At 50.2% G+C, this 18,118-nt stretch carries 19 protein-coding genes; 15 read left to right on the top strand and 4 right to left on the bottom strand.

Annotated elements, in window-relative coordinates; translation table 11 throughout:
* The first annotated feature begins 12 nt into the window (after nt 1–12).
* Genes gspD through D0Y50_RS00670 form a run of 11 tightly spaced genes read left to right on the top strand, consistent with a single transcriptional unit; the run spans nt 13 to nt 10,392 of the window.
* Nucleotides 13–2,061 (top strand): type II secretion system secretin GspD, encoded by a 2,049-nt coding sequence (gene gspD, locus D0Y50_RS00720; protein ID WP_108567748.1) that lies wholly within the window; start codon nt 13–15, stop codon nt 2,059–2,061.
* A gap of 2 nt (nt 2,062–2,063) precedes the next feature.
* The gene (gene gspE, locus D0Y50_RS00715) at nt 2,064–3,629 is read left to right on the top strand and encodes a type II secretion system ATPase GspE (RefSeq protein ID WP_117315008.1); all 1,566 of its coding nucleotides are present in this window, start codon (nt 2,064–2,066) and stop codon (nt 3,627–3,629) included.
* 2 nt (nt 3,630–3,631) lie between these two features.
* Nucleotides 3,632–4,852: a type II secretion system inner membrane protein GspF gene (gene gspF / locus D0Y50_RS00710; protein ID WP_108567746.1), complete on the top strand. Its 1,221-nt coding sequence runs from the start codon at nt 3,632–3,634 to the stop codon at nt 4,850–4,852.
* Complete coding sequence (gene gspG, locus D0Y50_RS00705) at nt 4,852–5,286, top strand: type II secretion system major pseudopilin GspG (RefSeq protein WP_108567745.1); 435 nt, start codon at nt 4,852–4,854, stop codon at nt 5,284–5,286. The genes gspF and gspG overlap by 1 nt, the downstream gene beginning before the upstream one ends.
* Before the next feature lie 30 nt (nt 5,287–5,316).
* Entirely contained in the window at nt 5,317–5,943 is a 627-nt protein-coding gene (gene gspH, locus D0Y50_RS00700) for a type II secretion system minor pseudopilin GspH (RefSeq protein WP_117315006.1), read from the top strand.
* Nucleotides 5,944–5,966: 23 nt separating this feature from the next.
* Nucleotides 5,967–6,338: a type II secretion system minor pseudopilin GspI gene (gene gspI, locus D0Y50_RS00695; protein WP_108567811.1), complete on the top strand. Its 372-nt coding sequence runs from the start codon at nt 5,967–5,969 to the stop codon at nt 6,336–6,338.
* A complete protein-coding gene (gene gspJ, locus D0Y50_RS00690) occupies nt 6,335–6,970 on the top strand; it encodes a type II secretion system minor pseudopilin GspJ (RefSeq protein WP_108567743.1) in 636 nt (211 codons plus the stop codon). Before gspI ends, gspJ begins: the two co-directional genes overlap by 4 nt.
* Nucleotides 6,952–7,965, top strand: coding sequence for a type II secretion system minor pseudopilin GspK (gene gspK, locus D0Y50_RS00685; protein WP_108567742.1), 1,014 nt, complete (start codon nt 6,952–6,954; stop codon nt 7,963–7,965). Before gspJ ends, gspK begins: the two co-directional genes overlap by 19 nt.
* A complete protein-coding gene (gene gspL, locus D0Y50_RS00680; protein ID WP_108567741.1) occupies nt 7,965–9,164 on the top strand; it encodes a type II secretion system protein GspL in 1,200 nt (399 codons plus the stop codon). The genes gspK and gspL overlap by 1 nt, the downstream gene beginning before the upstream one ends.
* The gene (gene gspM, locus D0Y50_RS00675) at nt 9,161–9,640 is read left to right on the top strand and encodes a type II secretion system protein GspM (protein ID WP_117315003.1); all 480 of its coding nucleotides are present in this window, start codon (nt 9,161–9,163) and stop codon (nt 9,638–9,640) included. The genes gspL and gspM overlap by 4 nt, the downstream gene beginning before the upstream one ends.
* On the top strand, nt 9,637–10,392 hold the full coding sequence (locus D0Y50_RS00670) for a type II secretion system protein N (protein WP_108567739.1): 756 nt from the start codon (nt 9,637–9,639) through the stop codon (nt 10,390–10,392). Before gspM ends, D0Y50_RS00670 begins: the two co-directional genes overlap by 4 nt.
* Before the next feature lie 135 nt (nt 10,393–10,527).
* Here D0Y50_RS00670 and D0Y50_RS00665 read toward each other — a convergent pair whose 3' ends face one another.
* From D0Y50_RS00665 to yrfG, 3 genes are all read right to left on the bottom strand, one after another.
* Nucleotides 10,528–11,907 (bottom strand): NAD-dependent succinate-semialdehyde dehydrogenase, encoded by a 1,380-nt coding sequence (locus tag D0Y50_RS00665; RefSeq protein ID WP_117315001.1) that lies wholly within the window; start codon nt 11,905–11,907, stop codon nt 10,528–10,530.
* Nucleotides 11,908–12,189: 282 nt separating this feature from the next.
* Nucleotides 12,190–12,750: an inosine/xanthosine triphosphatase gene (gene yjjX, locus D0Y50_RS00660; protein ID WP_117314999.1), complete on the bottom strand. Its 561-nt coding sequence runs from the start codon at nt 12,748–12,750 to the stop codon at nt 12,190–12,192.
* Complete coding sequence (yrfG, locus tag D0Y50_RS00655; RefSeq protein WP_108567736.1) at nt 12,747–13,427, bottom strand: GMP/IMP nucleotidase; 681 nt, start codon at nt 13,425–13,427, stop codon at nt 12,747–12,749. The genes yjjX and yrfG overlap by 4 nt, the downstream gene beginning before the upstream one ends.
* A 70-nt stretch (nt 13,428–13,497) precedes the next feature.
* On the opposite strand from yrfG, the gene nudE reads away from it, so the two are divergent.
* From nudE to D0Y50_RS00640, 3 genes are read left to right on the top strand one after another with little or no spacing between them, the layout of a single operon-like run.
* On the top strand, nt 13,498–14,061 hold the full coding sequence (nudE, locus tag D0Y50_RS00650; RefSeq protein ID WP_108567735.1) for an ADP compounds hydrolase NudE: 564 nt from the start codon (nt 13,498–13,500) through the stop codon (nt 14,059–14,061).
* A gap of 3 nt (nt 14,062–14,064) precedes the next feature.
* On the top strand, nt 14,065–14,892 hold the full coding sequence (cysQ, locus tag D0Y50_RS00645; RefSeq protein WP_108567734.1) for a 3'(2'),5'-bisphosphate nucleotidase CysQ: 828 nt from the start codon (nt 14,065–14,067) through the stop codon (nt 14,890–14,892).
* A 5-nt stretch (nt 14,893–14,897) separates the two neighbouring features.
* Nucleotides 14,898–15,470, top strand: a complete 573-nt coding sequence (locus D0Y50_RS00640) for a YceI family protein (protein ID WP_108567733.1) — start codon at nt 14,898–14,900, stop codon at nt 15,468–15,470.
* Between the two features lie 126 nt (nt 15,471–15,596).
* Here the strand turns inward: D0Y50_RS00640 and D0Y50_RS00635 are convergent, their stop codons facing one another.
* The gene (locus D0Y50_RS00635; protein WP_117314997.1) at nt 15,597–17,618 is read right to left on the bottom strand and encodes a TonB-dependent receptor plug domain-containing protein; all 2,022 of its coding nucleotides are present in this window, start codon (nt 17,616–17,618) and stop codon (nt 15,597–15,599) included.
* Between the two features lie 77 nt (nt 17,619–17,695).
* Here D0Y50_RS00635 and D0Y50_RS00630 point away from each other — a divergent pair, with 77 nt between their 5' ends.
* Nucleotides 17,696–18,091 (top strand): MerR family transcriptional regulator, encoded by a 396-nt coding sequence (locus D0Y50_RS00630; RefSeq protein ID WP_108567731.1) that lies wholly within the window; start codon nt 17,696–17,698, stop codon nt 18,089–18,091.
* Nucleotides 18,092–18,118: the final 27 nt, after the last annotated feature.

The raw sequence follows: 18,118 nt of genomic DNA, 5'->3' as shown, positions 1-18,118 counted from the left end.
AAGACGAATATTATGAGGCAAGCTAGCCGTACATTGCTGTCAAAATTTACCGCCGCCATCTGCGCAGCTTTGTTAGCCATCAGCCTGTCAGCCTCTGCTGCAGACTACATGCCTAACTTCAAAGACACTGATATTAATGAGTTTATCAATGTTGTTGGTAAGAATCTTAAACGCACCATTATTGTTGACCCCAACGTGCGTGGAAAAATCAGTGTTCGAAGTTACGATATGCTGGATGAAGAACAGTATTACCAGTTCTTTTTGAATGTATTGCAGGTATACGACTTTGCGGTGGTCGAAATGCCCAATGGGGTATTGAAGGTGGTGCGTTCAAAAGATGCGAAAACGTCCAATATTCCGGTGGTAGAAGGTTCCCTGCGCGATGGTGATGAAATGATTACCCGGGTGGTCCCTGTGTATAACGTACCGGTACGTGAACTGGCGCCCATTTTACGTCAGCTAAATGACCAGGCTGGCGGCGGCAACGTAGTGAGTCACGACCCTTCCAACGTGATGATGATAACCGGCCGCGCTGCGGTCGTTAATCGTTTGGTTGAAATTATTGAACGGGTAGACCGGGCGGGCGATGAAGAAGTAGAAATTGTGAAATTGCGTTACGCATCAGCCTCTGAAATGGTGCGCATTGTGGATAGCATCAATAAGTCACAAGGCAAAGCCACCGCCGGCGCGAAATCCGATCCGCGCGCAGTAGCAGACGATCGTACCAATTCAGTCATTGTCAGCGGCGATGAAAAGGCGCGCAAACGTATTGTTAACCTGATTAAACGCATGGACCAGGAACTCGAAACCAATGGCAATACGCGGGTAGTCTTTTTAAATTACGCCAAAGCAGAAGACCTGGTGAAAGTGCTGCAAGGTGTTTCTGCCAGCATCAAAGCAGAAGAAACCAGCGGCGGCACCTCTGCCCGGCGTACCGGTTCTTCGTCAAACCGGGATGTGTCAATAGATTCTCACGAAGCCTCTAATGCCGTAGTCATTACCGCAGAACCGGATATGTTACAGTCGCTGGAAGAGGTTATACGGCAATTGGATGTGCGCCGTGCGCAGGTACAGGTTGAGGCCATTATCGTAGAAGTATTTGAAGGCGATGGCACCAGCCTGGGTGTGCAGTGGATCTCGGAAAGCGGTGGTGGCACCCAGTTTAACAATGGTGTTATTCCGGTGGGATCACTGGGAGTTGCGCTAAAACAGGCGGAAGATGATACAGACACAGAAGCCTATGTTACCGATGATGGCAATGTGGTGACGGTAGAAACCACAGATGAAGGCGACCTGACCTCACTGGCCAGTTTGCTGGCCAACGCCAATGGTCTGATAGCCGGGGTGATCGACAACGGCTGGGGCGCCGTGGTGCAGGCAGTCAGTAGTGATACGAACTCAAACGTATTGGCTACCCCACATTTAACCACTATGGATAACGAAGAAGCATTCTTTATTGTGGGCCAGGAAGTGCCTATTATCACCGGCACCACCACCGGCGATAACAACTCAAATCCGTTTCAAACCGTTGATCGGCAGGAAGTAGGTATAAAACTTAAAGTTACCCCACAAATTAATGAGGGTGACGCGGTACAGCTGACGATTGAGCAGGAAGTGTCTAGCGTAAGTGGCGCAACCTCGGTAGATATATCAATTAATAAACGGCAGATAAAAACCACTGTTATTGTGGATGATGGCGGCACGATAGTACTGGGCGGCCTGATTGACGAAGATGTGCAGGAAAGTATCTCCAAGGTGCCGATTCTAGGCGACATTCCAATTTTGGGACATTTGTTTAAGTCCACTACCACCAGCAAACGCAAACGTAATCTGATGGTCTTTTTACGGCCTAAAATTGTTCGCGATGGGGTAACCATGAATGAAATCAGCCATCGTAAATACAACTATATTCGTGCCCAGCAAATTCGTCATCAGCAGGAAGGGGCATCGTTCTTAACCGAAGACGATCAACCTACTATGCCAGAGTGGGACGACTCCCTGGCATTACCGCCGTCGTTTGAAGACTACATTCTGGAACAGCAGAAAAAGGAAGATAACTAACCATGGCAGGTAATGATGAGCAGCTCAAACATGCCGCTCTACAGGCTCAGGAAGAAGCCCTCGATGCTGAAGCTCTCACTTCCGAAACATTGGATGGTGGGCCACGTCAGCTCGGCTTTGGGTTTGCCAAACGGAACCATGTTTTGCTGGAAACCAACTGTGAACCTGCCGTGCTGTACTTTACGGCGAGCACCCCTTTTAGTGTGTTTGCAGAAGTCAGACGCTTTTTTGGCGAACCTTTTACGTTAACAGAAATTCCTGACGACGAGTTTGAGGGGTTGCTGACTAAAGCCTTTCAGCGGGACTCTTCGGCAGCTAAGCAGCTAATGGAAGATTTGGGTAACGAGAGCGACTTATTTGCCCTGGCCGAAGAATTACCCGATACCGAAGACTTGCTCGACAGCGAAGATGACGCCCCTATTATCAAGCTCATCAATGCTATGTTAGGTGAAGCCATCAAAGAAGGCGCTTCAGATATCCATATTGAAACGTTTGAAAATCAATTGGTAGTGCGCTTTCGGGTGGACGGGGTATTGCGGGAGATTTTACGTCCCAACCGCAAACTGTCGTCCATGCTGGTCTCCCGTATCAAAGTTATGGCGAAACTCGACATCGCCGAGAAGCGGGTACCGCAAGATGGCCGTATTACACTGCGTATTGCTGGCCGCGCGGTAGACGTGCGGGTGTCGACCATGCCGTCTAGCCACGGTGAACGTGTGGTACTGCGTTTACTGGATAAAAATAATGCCCGGTTGAACCTGGAAGATTTGGGCATGACCAAGGCTAATCGCGATCATTTCTCTACGCTAATTCGCAAACCCCATGGCATTATTCTGGTTACCGGCCCCACGGGGTCAGGCAAAAGTACCACTTTGTATGCCGGTTTAAGTGAGATAAACAGTAAAGATCGTAATATTCTGACCGTAGAAGACCCCATTGAATTTGATTTACAGGGGATTGGCCAGACCCAGGTTAACCCCCGGGTAGATATGACCTTTGCCCGCGGTCTGCGCGCCATTTTACGGCAGGATCCAGATGTGGTCATGGTAGGCGAAATACGCGACATTGAAACCGCCCAGATAGCCGTGCAGGCCAGTTTAACCGGCCACCTGGTGCTGTCTACCTTACATACCAATACCGCTGCCGGGGCTATTACCCGGCTGGAAGATATGGGTATTGAACCATTTTTGCTGTCTTCCAGTTTGCTCGCGGTGCTATCCCAGCGACTGGTGCGTACATTATGTGCCGACTGCAAAACGCCCCATCACACCAGCGAGCAGGAAGCAACCGTACTGGGGGTGGCTGATATGTCATCCCGCCCGGCCATTTATGCCCCGCGCGGGTGTGCCGCGTGTAACCAAACCGGCTACCGTGGCCGGACCGGTATACATGAGCTGCTGATCATTAACGAAACCATTCGCGATATGATGCATGAAGGCAAAGGGGAGCAGGCTATCGAGCGCTACATTCGAGCCTCTACGCCCAGTATTCGGGAAGACGGGTGCCGTAAGGTTCTGGCCGGCATGACTTCATTAGAAGAAGTGCTGCGCGTTACGCGGGAAGATTAACTATGGCAGCGTTTTCTTATAAGGCGGTAAACGCCCGGGGCCGTAATACTAGCGGCGTACTGGAAGGCGATAACGCCCGGCAGGTACGCCAGCAACTACGTGAAAAAGGCCTGATACCGATAGAAGTTGACCAGGTAGCGGAAAAAAGCCGTCAACAGCGCAGTGGTTTTACTTTATTTAAACCGCGCATCTCAGCGTCGGAACTGGCTTTGCTTACCCGCCAACTGGCCACCCTGGTGGAGTCTGCATTGCCCATCGAAGAAGCCTTATTGGCCGTTGCCGAGCAAAGCAGCAAGCCCAGTCAGCGCAATATGATGATGGCAGTACGCAGTAAGGTGGTCGAGGGCCATGGACTGGCAGATTCAATGGGTGAGTTTCCCAGTATTTTTGATGAGCTCTACCGGGCCATGGTGGCCGCTGGTGAAAAATCGGGTCACTTGGATACGGTGTTGAATCGGCTGGCCGATTACACCGAGCGCCGTCAGCAAACCCGCAGCCAGATTACCCAGGCACTGATTTATCCTTCCATAATGATGTTCTTTGCTATCGGTATTGTGTTGTTGTTGCTAACGGTGGTGGTGCCCAAGATTGTCGGCCAGTTCGACCATATGGGCCAGGATTTGCCGTTTATCACTCAATTGTTAATCAGTATCAGTGAGTGGCTGCAACACTATGGCCTGTATCTGTTAGGCGTGCTGGTGATAGCGGTGATAGCGCTGCAACGTTTGCTCCAACGTCCTGCCTTTCGGCTTAAATACCATCAATGGCTTCTGCATGTTCCACTGGTAGGAAAGGTCGCTAAAGGTTTGAATACCTCTCGCTTTGCGCGTACGTTGAGTATTCTTTCTTCCAGTGCGGTACCGCTGCTAGAGGCCATGCGTATTTCTGCCGACGTGCTGGAAAATCGCTATATGAAAGCTCAGATAACCGCCGCTGCGATTAAAGTTAAAGAAGGTAGCAGCTTGCGCGCGGCCCTGGATAATACCGGTATGTTTCCCCCCATGATGATGCACATGATTGCCTCAGGCGAGAAATCTGGTGAACTGCAAAATATGTTGGCGCGCGCGGCTGATAATCAGGACCGTGAGTTTGAATCACTGGTCAGTATCTCGCTTAAAATATTTGAACCGGTACTTATCGTGTCTATGGCGGCAGTGGTGCTATTTATCGTAATGGCTATTCTGCAACCTATCTTAGAACTTAACAAAATGGTGAATTTATAATGAAGACTTCTGTCAGACAGTCTGGTTTTACCCTGGTCGAAGTGATGGTGGTATTACTTATCATCGGTATTATGGCTTCCATTGTGGCGCCTAATATTTTGGGTAATCAGGAAGATGCACAGCTTAAAAAAGCCGCGGTGGATATCCAGCAGCTGGAAAGTGCGCTGGAGATGTACAAACTGAAAAACAGCCAGTTTCCTACTACTGAGCAAGGCTTAGATGCCTTGGTGAACGAACCTACCATTGAGCCACTCCCCCGTAACTATCCCGATGGTGGGTTTATCCGCCGTTTGCCCGAAGATCCCTGGAACAATCCGTATACCTTGATCAGCCCCGGAGAAATGGGTCGGGTGGATATTTTTTCTAATGGTCCTGACCAGCAGCCCGGCACCGATGATGATATCGGTAACTGGAATCTGGATGAGTACCTGTAACCTTACTCAAGCTTAGGTGCGCTGTTTTATATGTCTGTCCGTCGGCCGTTTAACAATCAGGGTTTTACCTTACTGGAGGTCATGCTGGTACTATTGATGATGGGCCTGGCAACCAGTTTTGTGGTGTTTAATGGCTTTGGTTTTAATTACGGCGAAACGCTGGAGCAGGAAGCCAAAAGATTACAGGTATTGACGGATATGGCGGCTGACTATGCGGTAATGAATCAGCAGCAGCTGGGCATTCGCATAGATCAGGACAGCAACACGTACTTTTTTATGGTGCTGGATGATAAGGACCGCTGGCAGCGGCTTGAAGGCGAAAAAACCTATCAACCGCGTACCCTTCCCGAACCGTTTTTTCTGACCTTGAACCTGGATGATTTACCCTGGGAGCAAGATCAACAGCTGTTTGACCCCGACGTATTTAATGAGCAGTTTTCCTTGGACGACAGCGATATCGAAATCGGTGAAGACGCAGCCAAACGGCTACCGCCGCCGCAAATTCTGATTATGTCCAGCGGTGAAATTACGCCATTTGTTCTGACTTTCCATTTTGAACCCGCCTATGCAGGTGATGATCCGGTGTATTTTCAGTTAAAAAATGAAGACCTGCCGCCATTGCTGCTGGATGGTCCCCTAAGGCAGTTACCCCAGTGACCAACCTGGTAAAAACGCAAGGGATGACCCTGTTAGAGGTGATGGTGGCGTTATTTATTTTCGCCCTGGCAGGCACTGCCGTTATGAAAGCCGCCACCGAACATTTGGCGGGGGTGGGCGACATAGAAGAGGTCACCTTTGCTACCTGGGTAGCGTCTAATCAGTTAAACCGTCTGAAGCTCTCAAGCCAGTGGCCGCCGAAAAACAACCAAAAAGGCAGCGTTGAGATGGCCGACCGTACCTGGTACTGGCAGCAACGTATAGCCAAAACCAACGATGACAACCTGCGACAGGTAGAGATGGTAGTTGGCCTGGACGAGACTTACCAAAACAGCATCACCTCGGTCATCAACTACGTTACCCGGCCTGCCCAAGTCAGCGGAGGTGGTGGATGAAGTACTCTAAAGCCCAGGGTTTCACACTGCTGGAAATACTGATTGCGATGGCTATATTTGCCATGATTGGGCTGGCTTCTACAGGCGTGTTAACTGCTGTAATTGACAGCAACGAAGTGTCGGAGCAGCGCTTCACCCGGCTACAGGAATTACAGCGTACTATGTTAAGTATTGAACGCGATATTTTGCAGGCAATACCCCGGCCGGTACGCGTTAATGGCGATCAAACCGACATTGTCATGCGCGGCGGCGAGCTGGATGGAAGTGATGCTGATGCCATCGCGTTTGTAAGAGGGGGCTGGCAGAACCCGCAAATGATGTTAGCACGCAGTACCCAACAATATGTTGCCTACCGGCTTAAAGACCATGTACTGGAGCGGGTGTATTCAAATTACGTCGACAATATAGTCGGCTATGAACCTAAAGTACGTCCTTTATTAACTGGCGTTAATGACTTCAAGGTAGAGTTTGTCGCCCAGACCGACAACAATGATGTCAGCCAGGCCGACGCGCTGACCTGGAACAAAAGCTATACCGGCGCCGCTCTCCCTAAGGCTGTGGCGTTTATTATCGACACGGAAAACTTTGGTACGTTACGTCGTGAATTTACCTTATGGAGCGATGGCTTGTGACCCTGCGGCGCGTCTCCTGCAACACTAACCAGCGTGGGGTGGCACTGTTAATAGTGCTAATGATTGTGGCGCTGGTAACCGTGCTGGCCACGGAAATGGGGACCCGCCTACAGTTACAAATTCAGCGGACGGTAAATTTAAAAGATAATAACCAAGCTTACTGGTATGCGATGAGCGCGGAATCACTGGCGCGGCGCTCCATACAAACCTTGATGGAACAAACAGGTGATAAGATAGTGCTGGATCAGCCGTGGTCGCAAGCCTTCACCTACCCGGTGGAAAACGGCGTGATTCAGGCCCGGCTGGAAGATATGCAAAGTTGTTTTAATTTAAACGCGTTGCAGGAAACCGCCAGTGCCAGTCGCACCAGCCAGGTCACTGAGACCATGACAGCTTTCCATCAAATGCTGCTGGCAGCCGATATAGGCCTGACCAGCTACGATGCCGATACGCTGCGCGATAGCCTGGCCGACTGGTTAGATGAGGACAGCCAGATGCGCTCCTACGGGGCCGAAGACAGCACCTACGAAGCAAAAAACCCGCCCTATTTGGCCGCCAATACATTGATGAGTTCCCAGTCTGAATTACGCTTGCTAAATGGGGTCAGCCCGCAATGGATCAACGCCTTATTGCCGCTGGTATGCGTGGTCCCTGAGGTAGCCTCACTTACCATCAATGTGAATACATTGCCGGTGGAACGCGCGGCAGTATTGGCTGGGGTAACGGGCCTGTCGGTAAACCAGGCGCAAGACGTGATTAGCGCACGCCCGCAAGATGGTTGGGACGCCGTAGATGATTTTATTAACGAACCGGTTATTGCAGCGCTTGGTCTGTCGGACGCGCAAAAAGCATGGTTTAGTGTGACCACAGAATATTTTATATTACATAGCAAGACTCGCTACAATAACGCTACTTTTACTATGACTTCGGTACTGCAAGCGTCATCCAACAGTCCGGCAACCGTCATCCGGCGCGAGTTCTCAGGAGTAAATTAATGGAACAGTTACTGGTACGTTTAGGAGCCCGGTTTGAAGATCCCGTGCAATGGCTGGTATACACCGATGGCGGCCAAGAGGTTATCGCGTCGGGTGAATTACCTGAGGCCGGGGCGCTGGACACGCTGACTGAACGCGCCGGAGACCGGCCGGTGATTGCGCTGGCCCCGGCCAGTGAAATATTGCTTACCTGGGTAACTTTGCCCGCGCGGGCTAACCGTAAAGTGCTGAGTGCTATACCCTATATGCTGGAAGACGAGCTGGCCTCGGATATCCACCAGCAATTTTTTGCCCTGGGCCCCCGGTTGGGCGAACGCCAGGCCGTGGCAGTCGTGAGCCGCGCTCAGCTTGATAGTTGGCAGCAGTGGATGCAGCAGGCAGGCCTGTACTGCGACACCCTGATTCCTGATGTATTAGCGGTTCCGCCCTGTGCAGATGGCTGGTCGGTGCTATCCATCGGCGGTGACCTTCTGCTGCGTGAAGAGCAATGGAAAGGTTTACAAGGCGAACAAAGCTGGATTTTACCTGCGTTCGCTCACTTGGCGCGCCAGCAAAGTAGTCCTGTGCGGCTGGTTAGCTACAGTGACATCGCCCTCACTGACATGGTCAATGTGCAAGTAGAGCAAGCTCCCCTTGAACTGCCCATGCAAGTATTAGCCTCCCATGTAGCACATAGCAAAGTGAATTTATTGCAAGGTGAGTATAAGGTTAAACGCCAGCGTACCGGCCAATGGCAGCAATGGAAGTGGGTAGCCGGCCTGGCGGCATTGGCGTTATCAGTGACGCTGGTGGAGCGAGGTATGACGCTGTCGCAGGTTGAACAACAAAACCGTGCCCTTGCCAGTCAAATTGATACTGCGGTGAAAAATGGCTTCCCTGATTTAGGGGTGTATCGCGATGTCAGACGCAAAATCACCTCACAAATGGCCCTGCTTAAACAATCTGGTGGCGATGCGTCGATGCTGGTTATGTTAAGCCAGCTAAGCCCTGCGTTCGCTGCCACCCAGGTGCGCCCGCAAACGCTAAGGTTTGACGCGAACCGGGTAGAATTACGCATTCAGGCCATGGGCAAAAATTTTGAAGCGCTGGAACAGTTTCGCCGTGAAGCACAAAGTGCTGGGTTTACCGTAGAGCAAGGCGCCATTAACAACCGTGACGATATGGTAATAGGTAATGTCACTATCCGGAGTCAGTCATGAAAGCGTTAAAAGACAAATACAAGGCATTGACCGAACGTGAGCAAAAGCTGGTGTTGCTGGCGGGCATCGCCATCATTATCGGGGTGTTTTATTTTGGAATCTGGGCGCCCTTGAACCATAGTATTGACGCGGCTAAGGCGCGTCAGGATAGCCAGCAAAAGTTGTTGAGTTGGGTACAGGAAAACGCCTTGAAAGCACAGCAGCTTCGCCGTACGAATAGCAATGCTAACAGTTTCTCAGGCACCCTGGCACAGGCGGTAAACCGTTCCACCAGTGAGTATGGTATTTTGGTCTCACGCATGCAGCCACAAGATGAAGAGCTACAGGTCTGGGTAGATCAAGCGTCATTCAACAATGTACTGGCCTGGTTAAACACGCTGGAAGGTATGGGGGTAGTTATTTTACAGGTCGATATTGCCGAGGCTAACGCGCCTGGCACCATCAATATTCGTCGCTTACAACTAGGGAAATTATGAAATCAACTGTTGCATGGGTAGTCGGCGCTATTCTGGCTTTTTTTGTGTTATTGGTTATTTACTTGCCGGCTAATCAGGTTATCGGGCGTTTGCAGCTTCCCTCCAATATTACGATATACGGCATCTCCGGTACTCTGTGGCAAGGAAAGGCTCAGCAGGTGGATATCAATGGTTTGCCGGTAGCGAATTTGCAATGGCAGGTAAAACCGCTGGCGCTGCTGATGGGACGGCTTAGCCTTGTTGTTAAGGGCGGTAATAGCCGCGACCCACAGGCTATCTCGTTTGCCGGGCCCGTAAGCACCGGGCTGTTTTCTTATCAGCGTATTCAGGCGAGCGATTTTACCTTGTACTTACCGGTAGATAGCGTGCTGGCTCAGGTATCTTTGCCCCTCCCGGTTAATGCCTCAGGGCGTTTTCGTTCAATTATCGACTCGCTGGATTATGACGGCCAATGTAAAACGTTAAAAGGTACTGGAAGCTGGTTAAATGCGGCGGTCGCCGGCACCCAGGGGCCTATAGACTTCGGCACCTACACGGCGGCCTTATCCTGCGCACAAGGCGATTTTGTTATTCAGGTTAAGGAGCCCAATATGCTTGGTTTGTCCATGCAGGCCACGGTAGGTAATGAGTTTAACCGCTTTGCGGTTGATGGCCAGTTCAAACCGGCCGAAACCTTACCGGAAGAAGTTCATCAGGCCGCACGCCTGTTCGGCCAACCGCAAGCCGACGGCTATACCCACTTTAGTCTGTAGCACCGCCCCAAGCTCGCTCATTTACGCCTATGCAGGCACAAAAAAAGGCACCACATGGTGCCTTTTTAACTTCGTTATACTGCTATATGTAAACCGGCTGACTACAATTATTGCAGATAGTCATGACCGCGGGCTCTACTGGTCAGCAATAAAGATAGTTTTAATATTTACAAACTCTTTAATCCCGAAGCCACCGTGTTCACGGCCATAGCCACTTTCTTTAACGCCACCAAACGGTAAATTGGGCTGCGCTAGCGAATAACCATTGATATTCACCATGCCGGTATCAAACTCATCACGTGCCAGTTCGATAGCCCGCTGGGTATTTTTGGAAAAGATACCCCCGCCAAGGCCATAACGTGAATCATTAGCAATGCGCATGGCATCTTCATCATCTTTTGCTCGAATCAACGATGCGACCGGGCCAAATAGCTCATCATCATAAGCTGGCATACCTGGCTTTACATCTTCCAGAATAGTAAGTGGGTAGAAGTACCCTTTGTCACTACTCATGTCACCGCCCATAATGCATGTTGCGCCGTTTTTAATCGACTCTTGCACCTGGTCATGCAGTTTCTCAATTAAGTCTTTACGTGCAATGGGGCCGACATCGGTGTCTTCATCGCGAGGATCGCCTACTTTGAGTTTCTCGAACTCAGCAACATACGCATCTTTAAACGCATCGTAGACTTTATCTGCCACAATAAAGCGTTTGGCTGATACACAGGTCTCGCCATTGTTAATAACACGGCCCTGTACACAGGCTTTAACCGCTACTTCAATATCGGCATCTTCGAGTACCACAAAGGCATCGTTGCTGCCTAGCTCTAGTACTGTCTTCTTGGACTGGCTACCGGCGTTTTCAGCAACCATTTTGCCTACTTTGTCAGAACCGGTGAAGGTGACACCACGCACTTTATCGTGCTGAATCAGTTCACTTGCCGTTTCACCGCTGATTAATAGCGATTGATAGACATTTTTAGGGAAGCCCGCTTCTTCGTATAGGGTCTGAATCAGTTTGGCCATACCAAAGACGTTATCAGCATGTTTCAATACCGTGGTATTGCCGGCCATGATATTCGGTACGCTGTAGCGGATAACCTGATACAACGGGAAGTTCCAGGGTTGAATACCCAGAATTACACCGGTAGGCTGATATGAGATGAGACCCGTACCACCTTCGTAGGCGCGCTCTTCATCTTTTAACTGTTCAGGGCCTTGTTCGGCACTGTAACGACAGATATTGGCGCAAAGTTCAACTTCCTGATAACCCTGGGCTTTGACTTTGCCCATCTCATCTATCATCAGTTCTACAATGTCGTCGGCGCGTTCGTCAATTTTGTCGGCCAGCGCATTAAGTAGTTTACTGCGCTCCGCTAACGATGTTTTTCGCCACTGAGTAAATGCTTCATGCGCATTATCTACTGCCTGGTTTGCTTCTTCGGTATTAAGCAATGTATAAGACTGCAGTTTCTCTTCAGTAGCGGGATTAATCGTGTCGACTGTATTTGACATCGTGTTGCCTCCTGTTAGGAACATAAGTACCCAAGACTGCTGCAACTAAAGGTCCAGTCCCTCCAAGTATTTTATAAGTCCCTGATCATAAGATGAATAAGAGGCTTATTTTACCTGTACAGCCGCTTTTATGGGCCGCCTTGGAGCAGCCATATTTTTCACACTGTCAGGCAGAATTTCATAGCCAGAGCGTATAACTGAATACTATTTGTACTGTAAGTCGGTGGGTTAGCCTTTGCTAACTTAGTGAAATTATTCGCGGCTTACGATTGCCCCTGAGCACTATTGCACGGGTTGGGTATACAACTGGGGATGGGTAAAACGGGCCAGGGCCAATATCAGCGCGGTTTCATAAACACTTTGGCGGGTTGCCTGATGGCGGGTAAGCAAGCCAATTGCCCCGCCTTGTTGCTTAACATTCGTAGTGTTAAACAAACGATCCATAACGTCGCCCAATTCTTCGCCGTTCAGCAGGGCCTGATAGACCGCAGGGGGAATGGGCATACTGGCGCTGCGCGATACCGACCATACCTGCTGATGGTAAATCGCCGTATAGGCAAATGTGGCAGGCCCATCAGGGAAATTATCGACCCCACCTTCAATGGCTATAAACCAATTCCTATCCCGCGCTACTGCTTCGGCTGCTGTAAGGCACGCTTGCACCCGGTTTATCGCACCTAATCGGGTCTGTTCGCCGGTCAAAGGCTGATCAGGTACACCGCTGGGCACCTTCAGCGCCTGGACGGTTACCGGCGCGCCCAGCACTTTTTCCAGCGCGGCGGAGGCGGCATTCACTTTAACCGGGTTCGTTGAACCCACGACACAAATAAGCGGCGGAGTCATACCCTACGCTCGCGTAAAATATCTTCTAAGAGTAAACGGTAATCGGAAGTAGCTGCAAATGCATCAATGCGCTGAGCAGGCAGTTGACTATCAGGGTTTTCCACTGCCAATAAATGCTTGATGCCAAAATCCTGAGCGGCTTTCAAAATAACCTGGCTATCGTCTACAAATAGCGTACGCGAAGGATCAAAGCCCAGTCTGTGTTGTAAACGCTGCCACAGTAGCTGAGATTCTTTAGTAACACCGAACTCATGGGTCGAAATCAACGTATCTATGTGCGCATCAAGTTGCGTTAGTTCAAGTTTTAAGGCCAGATTATCGGGATGTGCATTCGTTACCAGCGCCACCTGCCGACCGCTTTGTTTTAAAGCATCCAGCAGAGGCAGGGTATCCTCGCGCATACTGACTAAATGGGCGATTTCTCGTTTAGCCGCCATAATATCGAGTTGCAGCTGTTCGGCCCAATAGTCCAGGCAATACCACTGAATTTGCCCACTTACCTGGTCATAATGCTTTCGCATAGTGGCTTTACACTGTTCTACTGACTGCTTGTTTTGCAGCGCCACTTTTTGTGGCAGATGTTCCATCCAAAAATGGGTATCAAAGTGAAGATCCAGCAGCGTGCCGTCCATGTCTAGCAGGACTGTGTCTATTTCGTTCCAGGGCAGAAATGGCAAGCGGTTTTCCTTATGATACATTAAGCTTTAGACTTGATAGATATAATAGCGAAAGATAGCCACGATAAACATGAGTAAAATAAACCCTGCTAAAGTATTGCCCCGCATCCATCATCGCGAGATTGTCGCGCAGAGCCGCCTGTTCAAAGTAGAACGAATTGATCTTGAATTTTCTAATGGTGCAACCCGGCAATTCGAGCGAATGGCGGGCACCAATCGTGGCGCGGTTATGATCGTTCCGTTGTTGGATGCCGACACTATCATTCTGGTACGCGAATATGCTGCTGGTAACCACACTTATCAGTTGGGCTTTCCTAAGGGTTTGATTGATCCTGGTGAAAACCCGGTAGAAGCCGCCGACCGCGAATTAAAAGAAGAAGCCGGTTATGGGGCGCGCCAGCTTAGCGAAATTCACACAGTGAATATGGCACCGAACTTTTTTAATTCAGAAATGCGTATTGTAGTGGCGCGGGATTTGTATGAACAATCTTTGGAAGGTGATGAACCCGAACCACTTGAGGTCGTGACCTGGAAATTAAGTGAGCTAGATGCTTTGCTGGAACGCGATGACTTTATTGAAGCTCGCTGCATTGCAGCCTTGTTTCTGGCAAAGAAATGGTTGAAGGAGCAATAAAGCATGCCCGATGACACCCTCCCCTCTTTGTTAGCACTAGCGAAAGAGGTGGCTGTAGAAGCAGGCCGGGAAGTTCTAAGAATATACGACTCAGGAGACTTCAGTGCCTATCAAAAAGATGATGACTCGCCGGTTACCAGCGCGGATTATAAAGCGAACGATATTATTACCCGGCGGTTAGAAGAAGCCACACCGAATATTCCAATATTGTCGGAAGAGAATAAACATGCCAGCTTGGCGGAGCGTAAGAAGTGGCCACGCTACTGGCTTATCGACCCTATTGATGGAACGCAGGAATTTATCGCTCGCAGCGGCGACTTTGCTATTAATATTGCGCTCATTGAAAACAACGAGCCCACTATTGGCGTAATCTTCTGGCCCCCAGGACAAACCTTATATTATGCCAGTAAAGATCATGGCGCTTTTAAAGAATGCCCTGACGAAACCCGCCAAATTCATGTGCGTAAGCTGGAAGATCCCAAACGCAGTGTGGTAATGATTGCTGTCAGCCGCCGTCAGTCGCGCGACAAAATCCTTTCGCGAATGAATGCCAAACGAATTTATCAGACGCTGCCATTGGGTAGCTGTTCGTTGAAATCCTGTTTTATCGCTGAGGGCAAAGCCGATGTGTTTATGCGTATCGGTATTACCGGCGAATGGGATACCGGCGCATCCCAATGCATAGTGGAAGAAGCAGGTGGCCGTATTCTGGCAGCTAATTTTGAACCATTGACATATAACCAGCGCAAAACGTTGGAAAATCCTGACTTTGTTGTGATGGGGGACCAGCGGGTACCCTGGCAGGATATTGTCCAATACCATAAGGAATAACGCCCATGCTAAAACCAGCGATTGTCGCCCTGAGTGCCCTTACCAGCTTACCTACGCTGGCCGCCTGGCAACTGGACGAAAATGACTCCAGACTGCATTTTCTATCAACCAAAAATGCACAGATTACTGAAGTGCATAGGTTCGACTCGTTATCCGGCGCCATTACCGATAGCGGTGAGCTAACGGTGACTGTAGCCCTGGCCTCCGTGGATACGGGTATCGAAATACGCGATACCCGTATGCAGGAAAAGTTATTTGAGACCGGCACTTATGGCGAAGCCAAATTTACCGCTTCTCTACCGGCCGATGTGCTGGCGATGAAAGCGGGCGATACCGGAATTTATACTATCGAAGGCAGCATTGATTTACATGATGAAAATGTGGCTACCAGCTTTATGGTGCAGGCTACGCGTGTAAACGATAGCCAGTATACGGTGACCACGGTAGCGCCTACCCTGCTAAAAGCAGGTGATTTCGGCCTAACTCAAGGGCTTAATACATTACAGAAGATTGCTGGATTAGACAGCATCACTATGACAGTACCTGTGTCCTTTAGTGTCACCTTTACCCAACAGTAGCGAGTCCGCCATTGGGGAGCGCTAGCACCAACCTATATTTATGGGCAACTGGTACGTTTTGCTGGTAGCAGGCTAGCAAGGCTACCACCCTGTAACCCGGCGTCTACAAACGCGCCGGGTACCCGGTCAGCCACCAGCGAAGGTCACCCGTACTCCGGCGTTAACAATAAACCCATCGTTTCTGGACCAGATATCGGTTGTCCACTGTCCGCTTGCCGCTTGAGTGGGTAACAGTAACGGATGTTCATCGCTTTGTTTTACATCCAGCAAATTTTCCAGGTTAATAAACCAGCTGGTATTTCCAGCGGTTATCTCGCCCATTAAGCCAAGATGCCAGTAAGGATTGGTCTGCGTAATATAGGGGTTATCGTTTACTCGCTGCGAGCCGGTGTAATACGCTTCAAACCCAGCTGTGAAACGACCGTGTTGTTCCCACATTGCCACCAGTCCGGCAGAGTGCGTTGGGGTTAAGGCAATCTCTTGACGGCCAGCAGCCGCGCGACGCGCCTCGGTAGCATCCAGATAAAGATAACTCGCCGTTAGCTTTACATCGTACCAATAATAGCGGAACAGGAGCTCAGACCCGCGGATTTGGCTTTCTCCCGGCGCATTCACCAACCTCACCCGGTCGGGCGCATCACTGCCGGCCGAGGAAAATGCCTCAAGCTGAGTCTTGTTCTCTACATTGGACCCAAATAAAGTGACACTGGTTTCAATATTACCCACCGCGTAGGTGATATCAATGGAGGCAGTATCGGCCTGTTCTGCCTGTAACTCACCGATATCTGCCAGTCTGGCTAAACCGGCTGCTTCAATCTCTTCCACAAATGGCGTAGGTGCATAATAGCCCTTCCCATAAGAGCCACGCACGGTGAATTGGCCGGGGCGGTACAGTAAAGATATACGGGGGCTGAACTGGGTTCCATACTCACTATGCTTATCCAGGCGGGCGCTGTAAGAAGCCGATAGTTTACTATTTACTGCATAATTCAACTGGCCAAATAACCCGGGCACGTCATAAGTGTAGTCAAACTGGGCATACCGGTCAGACTGGTAAATGTCCGCTTGATAAGCGACACCCACCACCCAGTCGCTTTTATTATCATAGCCCGCCAGGCTGCTTTCAATCAGGTAACTTTCGTGCTGGTCGCGGTCTTCATCTGCGCCATACAGATGATCATGTTGCTGCGCCATGGCTGAGGCCCTGGAGTGGAAGGTGATCGTGTCAGTGGCAGGGGCATCGAACACCAGCCCGGCGTCTAAACGCTCAGAATCCTGATTCTGGGTAAAGGGCCGGCTATTGTCTACAGTATTGGCTGCCAGCGTTCCGCCTGTCCGGTTTTCGGTCATAAAGCCCGCCGTAGCATAAAGATTCTGGCCTTGTTCTCCTTCCCAGAATAGCCGGGGCCGTACGGTATAGCGCTCGTAACCGGGCAAATCAATCCAGCCGTCATTATCAATATCAGTTGCATGTTGATAATGCGCCCCCGCCGTAACAGAGCCATTCACCGTTTTGCTTAAGGGCGCTTCGGTATACGTGGTAAGGTCCTGGCCATCCCGGCTGGTAAGGTTTAACAGGGCTTCGCCTGTTAGTTCATCACCGGGCCGCCGCGAGACCAAATTAATCACCCCACCCAGCGCAGAGCCGCCATAAAGTGATGACGCTGATCCTTTGATAATTTCAACCTGTCCCAAGTCCGTGGGCGGAATTTGCAATAGACCAATCGATGCAGCCTGATTACCGTAAAGCGGTAAACCATCCGCCAATAACTGAGTGTACCGACCATCCATGCCTTGCAACCGGATATTGGCACTCCCAAGGGCCGGCGACGTGGTTTGTACTCTGACTCCGCCTGTCTCGGCTACCAGCATAGAGATATTACCCGGCCGCATAGCGGCCTTTTCCTGGATTTCTTCTCGGTTAACAACCTCTACACGAATAGGTTGATCATCGGCAATGCGACCTGAACGGGTAGCCTGAACAAGTACCCGCTCAACCTCTTCATTATCCCCATGCGCAGGTTCATCTTGCTGGGTGGAGGGAAGGACCGCAGAGAAGGGCTGTGAGGCCGCCACAGCAGTGGCAGAGCCGGAAAATATGGCTACCGAATATAGGAATAGCAGGGTCAAACGAACACAAGGGGTCATAGTAAGCTTAGTAATACGTGGTAACCACAATCAATGATAAGCTAAAGTGTAAAGATTACAGTTACTGGAAGGTCAAGATGAGAATAAGCACGTTAGCGGATGCCGCCCAGGTACCGGCAAAAACCATACGCTACTATGAAGAGATAGGCTTGCTTGCACCCTCGCTTAGAACCGCCAACGGCTACCGGCATTATCAGGCAAAGGATATCGATAGGCTGGTTTTTATCCGGCGATGTCGAGAGCTAAATATCAGTATTGACGATATTAAACAGCTACTTGATGTTCAGCAACATCCCAAAGCCTCTTGTGCAGCCGTGGATAATATCATTGCTAAACAGCTGGCCCGGGTTCAGCAGACTCAGCGCGAATTGGCCTTGTTGGAGAACAGCCTCCACCAGCTCGCAACATCCTGTACACACCAGCAAATTGAAGATTGCACTATTTTACAACAGCTACGCCACACACCGCGCTAATCAGATTTTCAGCTTACGCCGGGGGAT

The organism is Salinimonas sediminis (assembly GCF_003429285.1).
GTDB classification, from domain to species: domain Bacteria; phylum Pseudomonadota; class Gammaproteobacteria; order Enterobacterales; family Alteromonadaceae; genus Alteromonas; species Alteromonas indica.
Note: the sequence above shows the minus strand (reverse complement) of the source record. Positions and strands in the feature narration are given on the sequence as shown.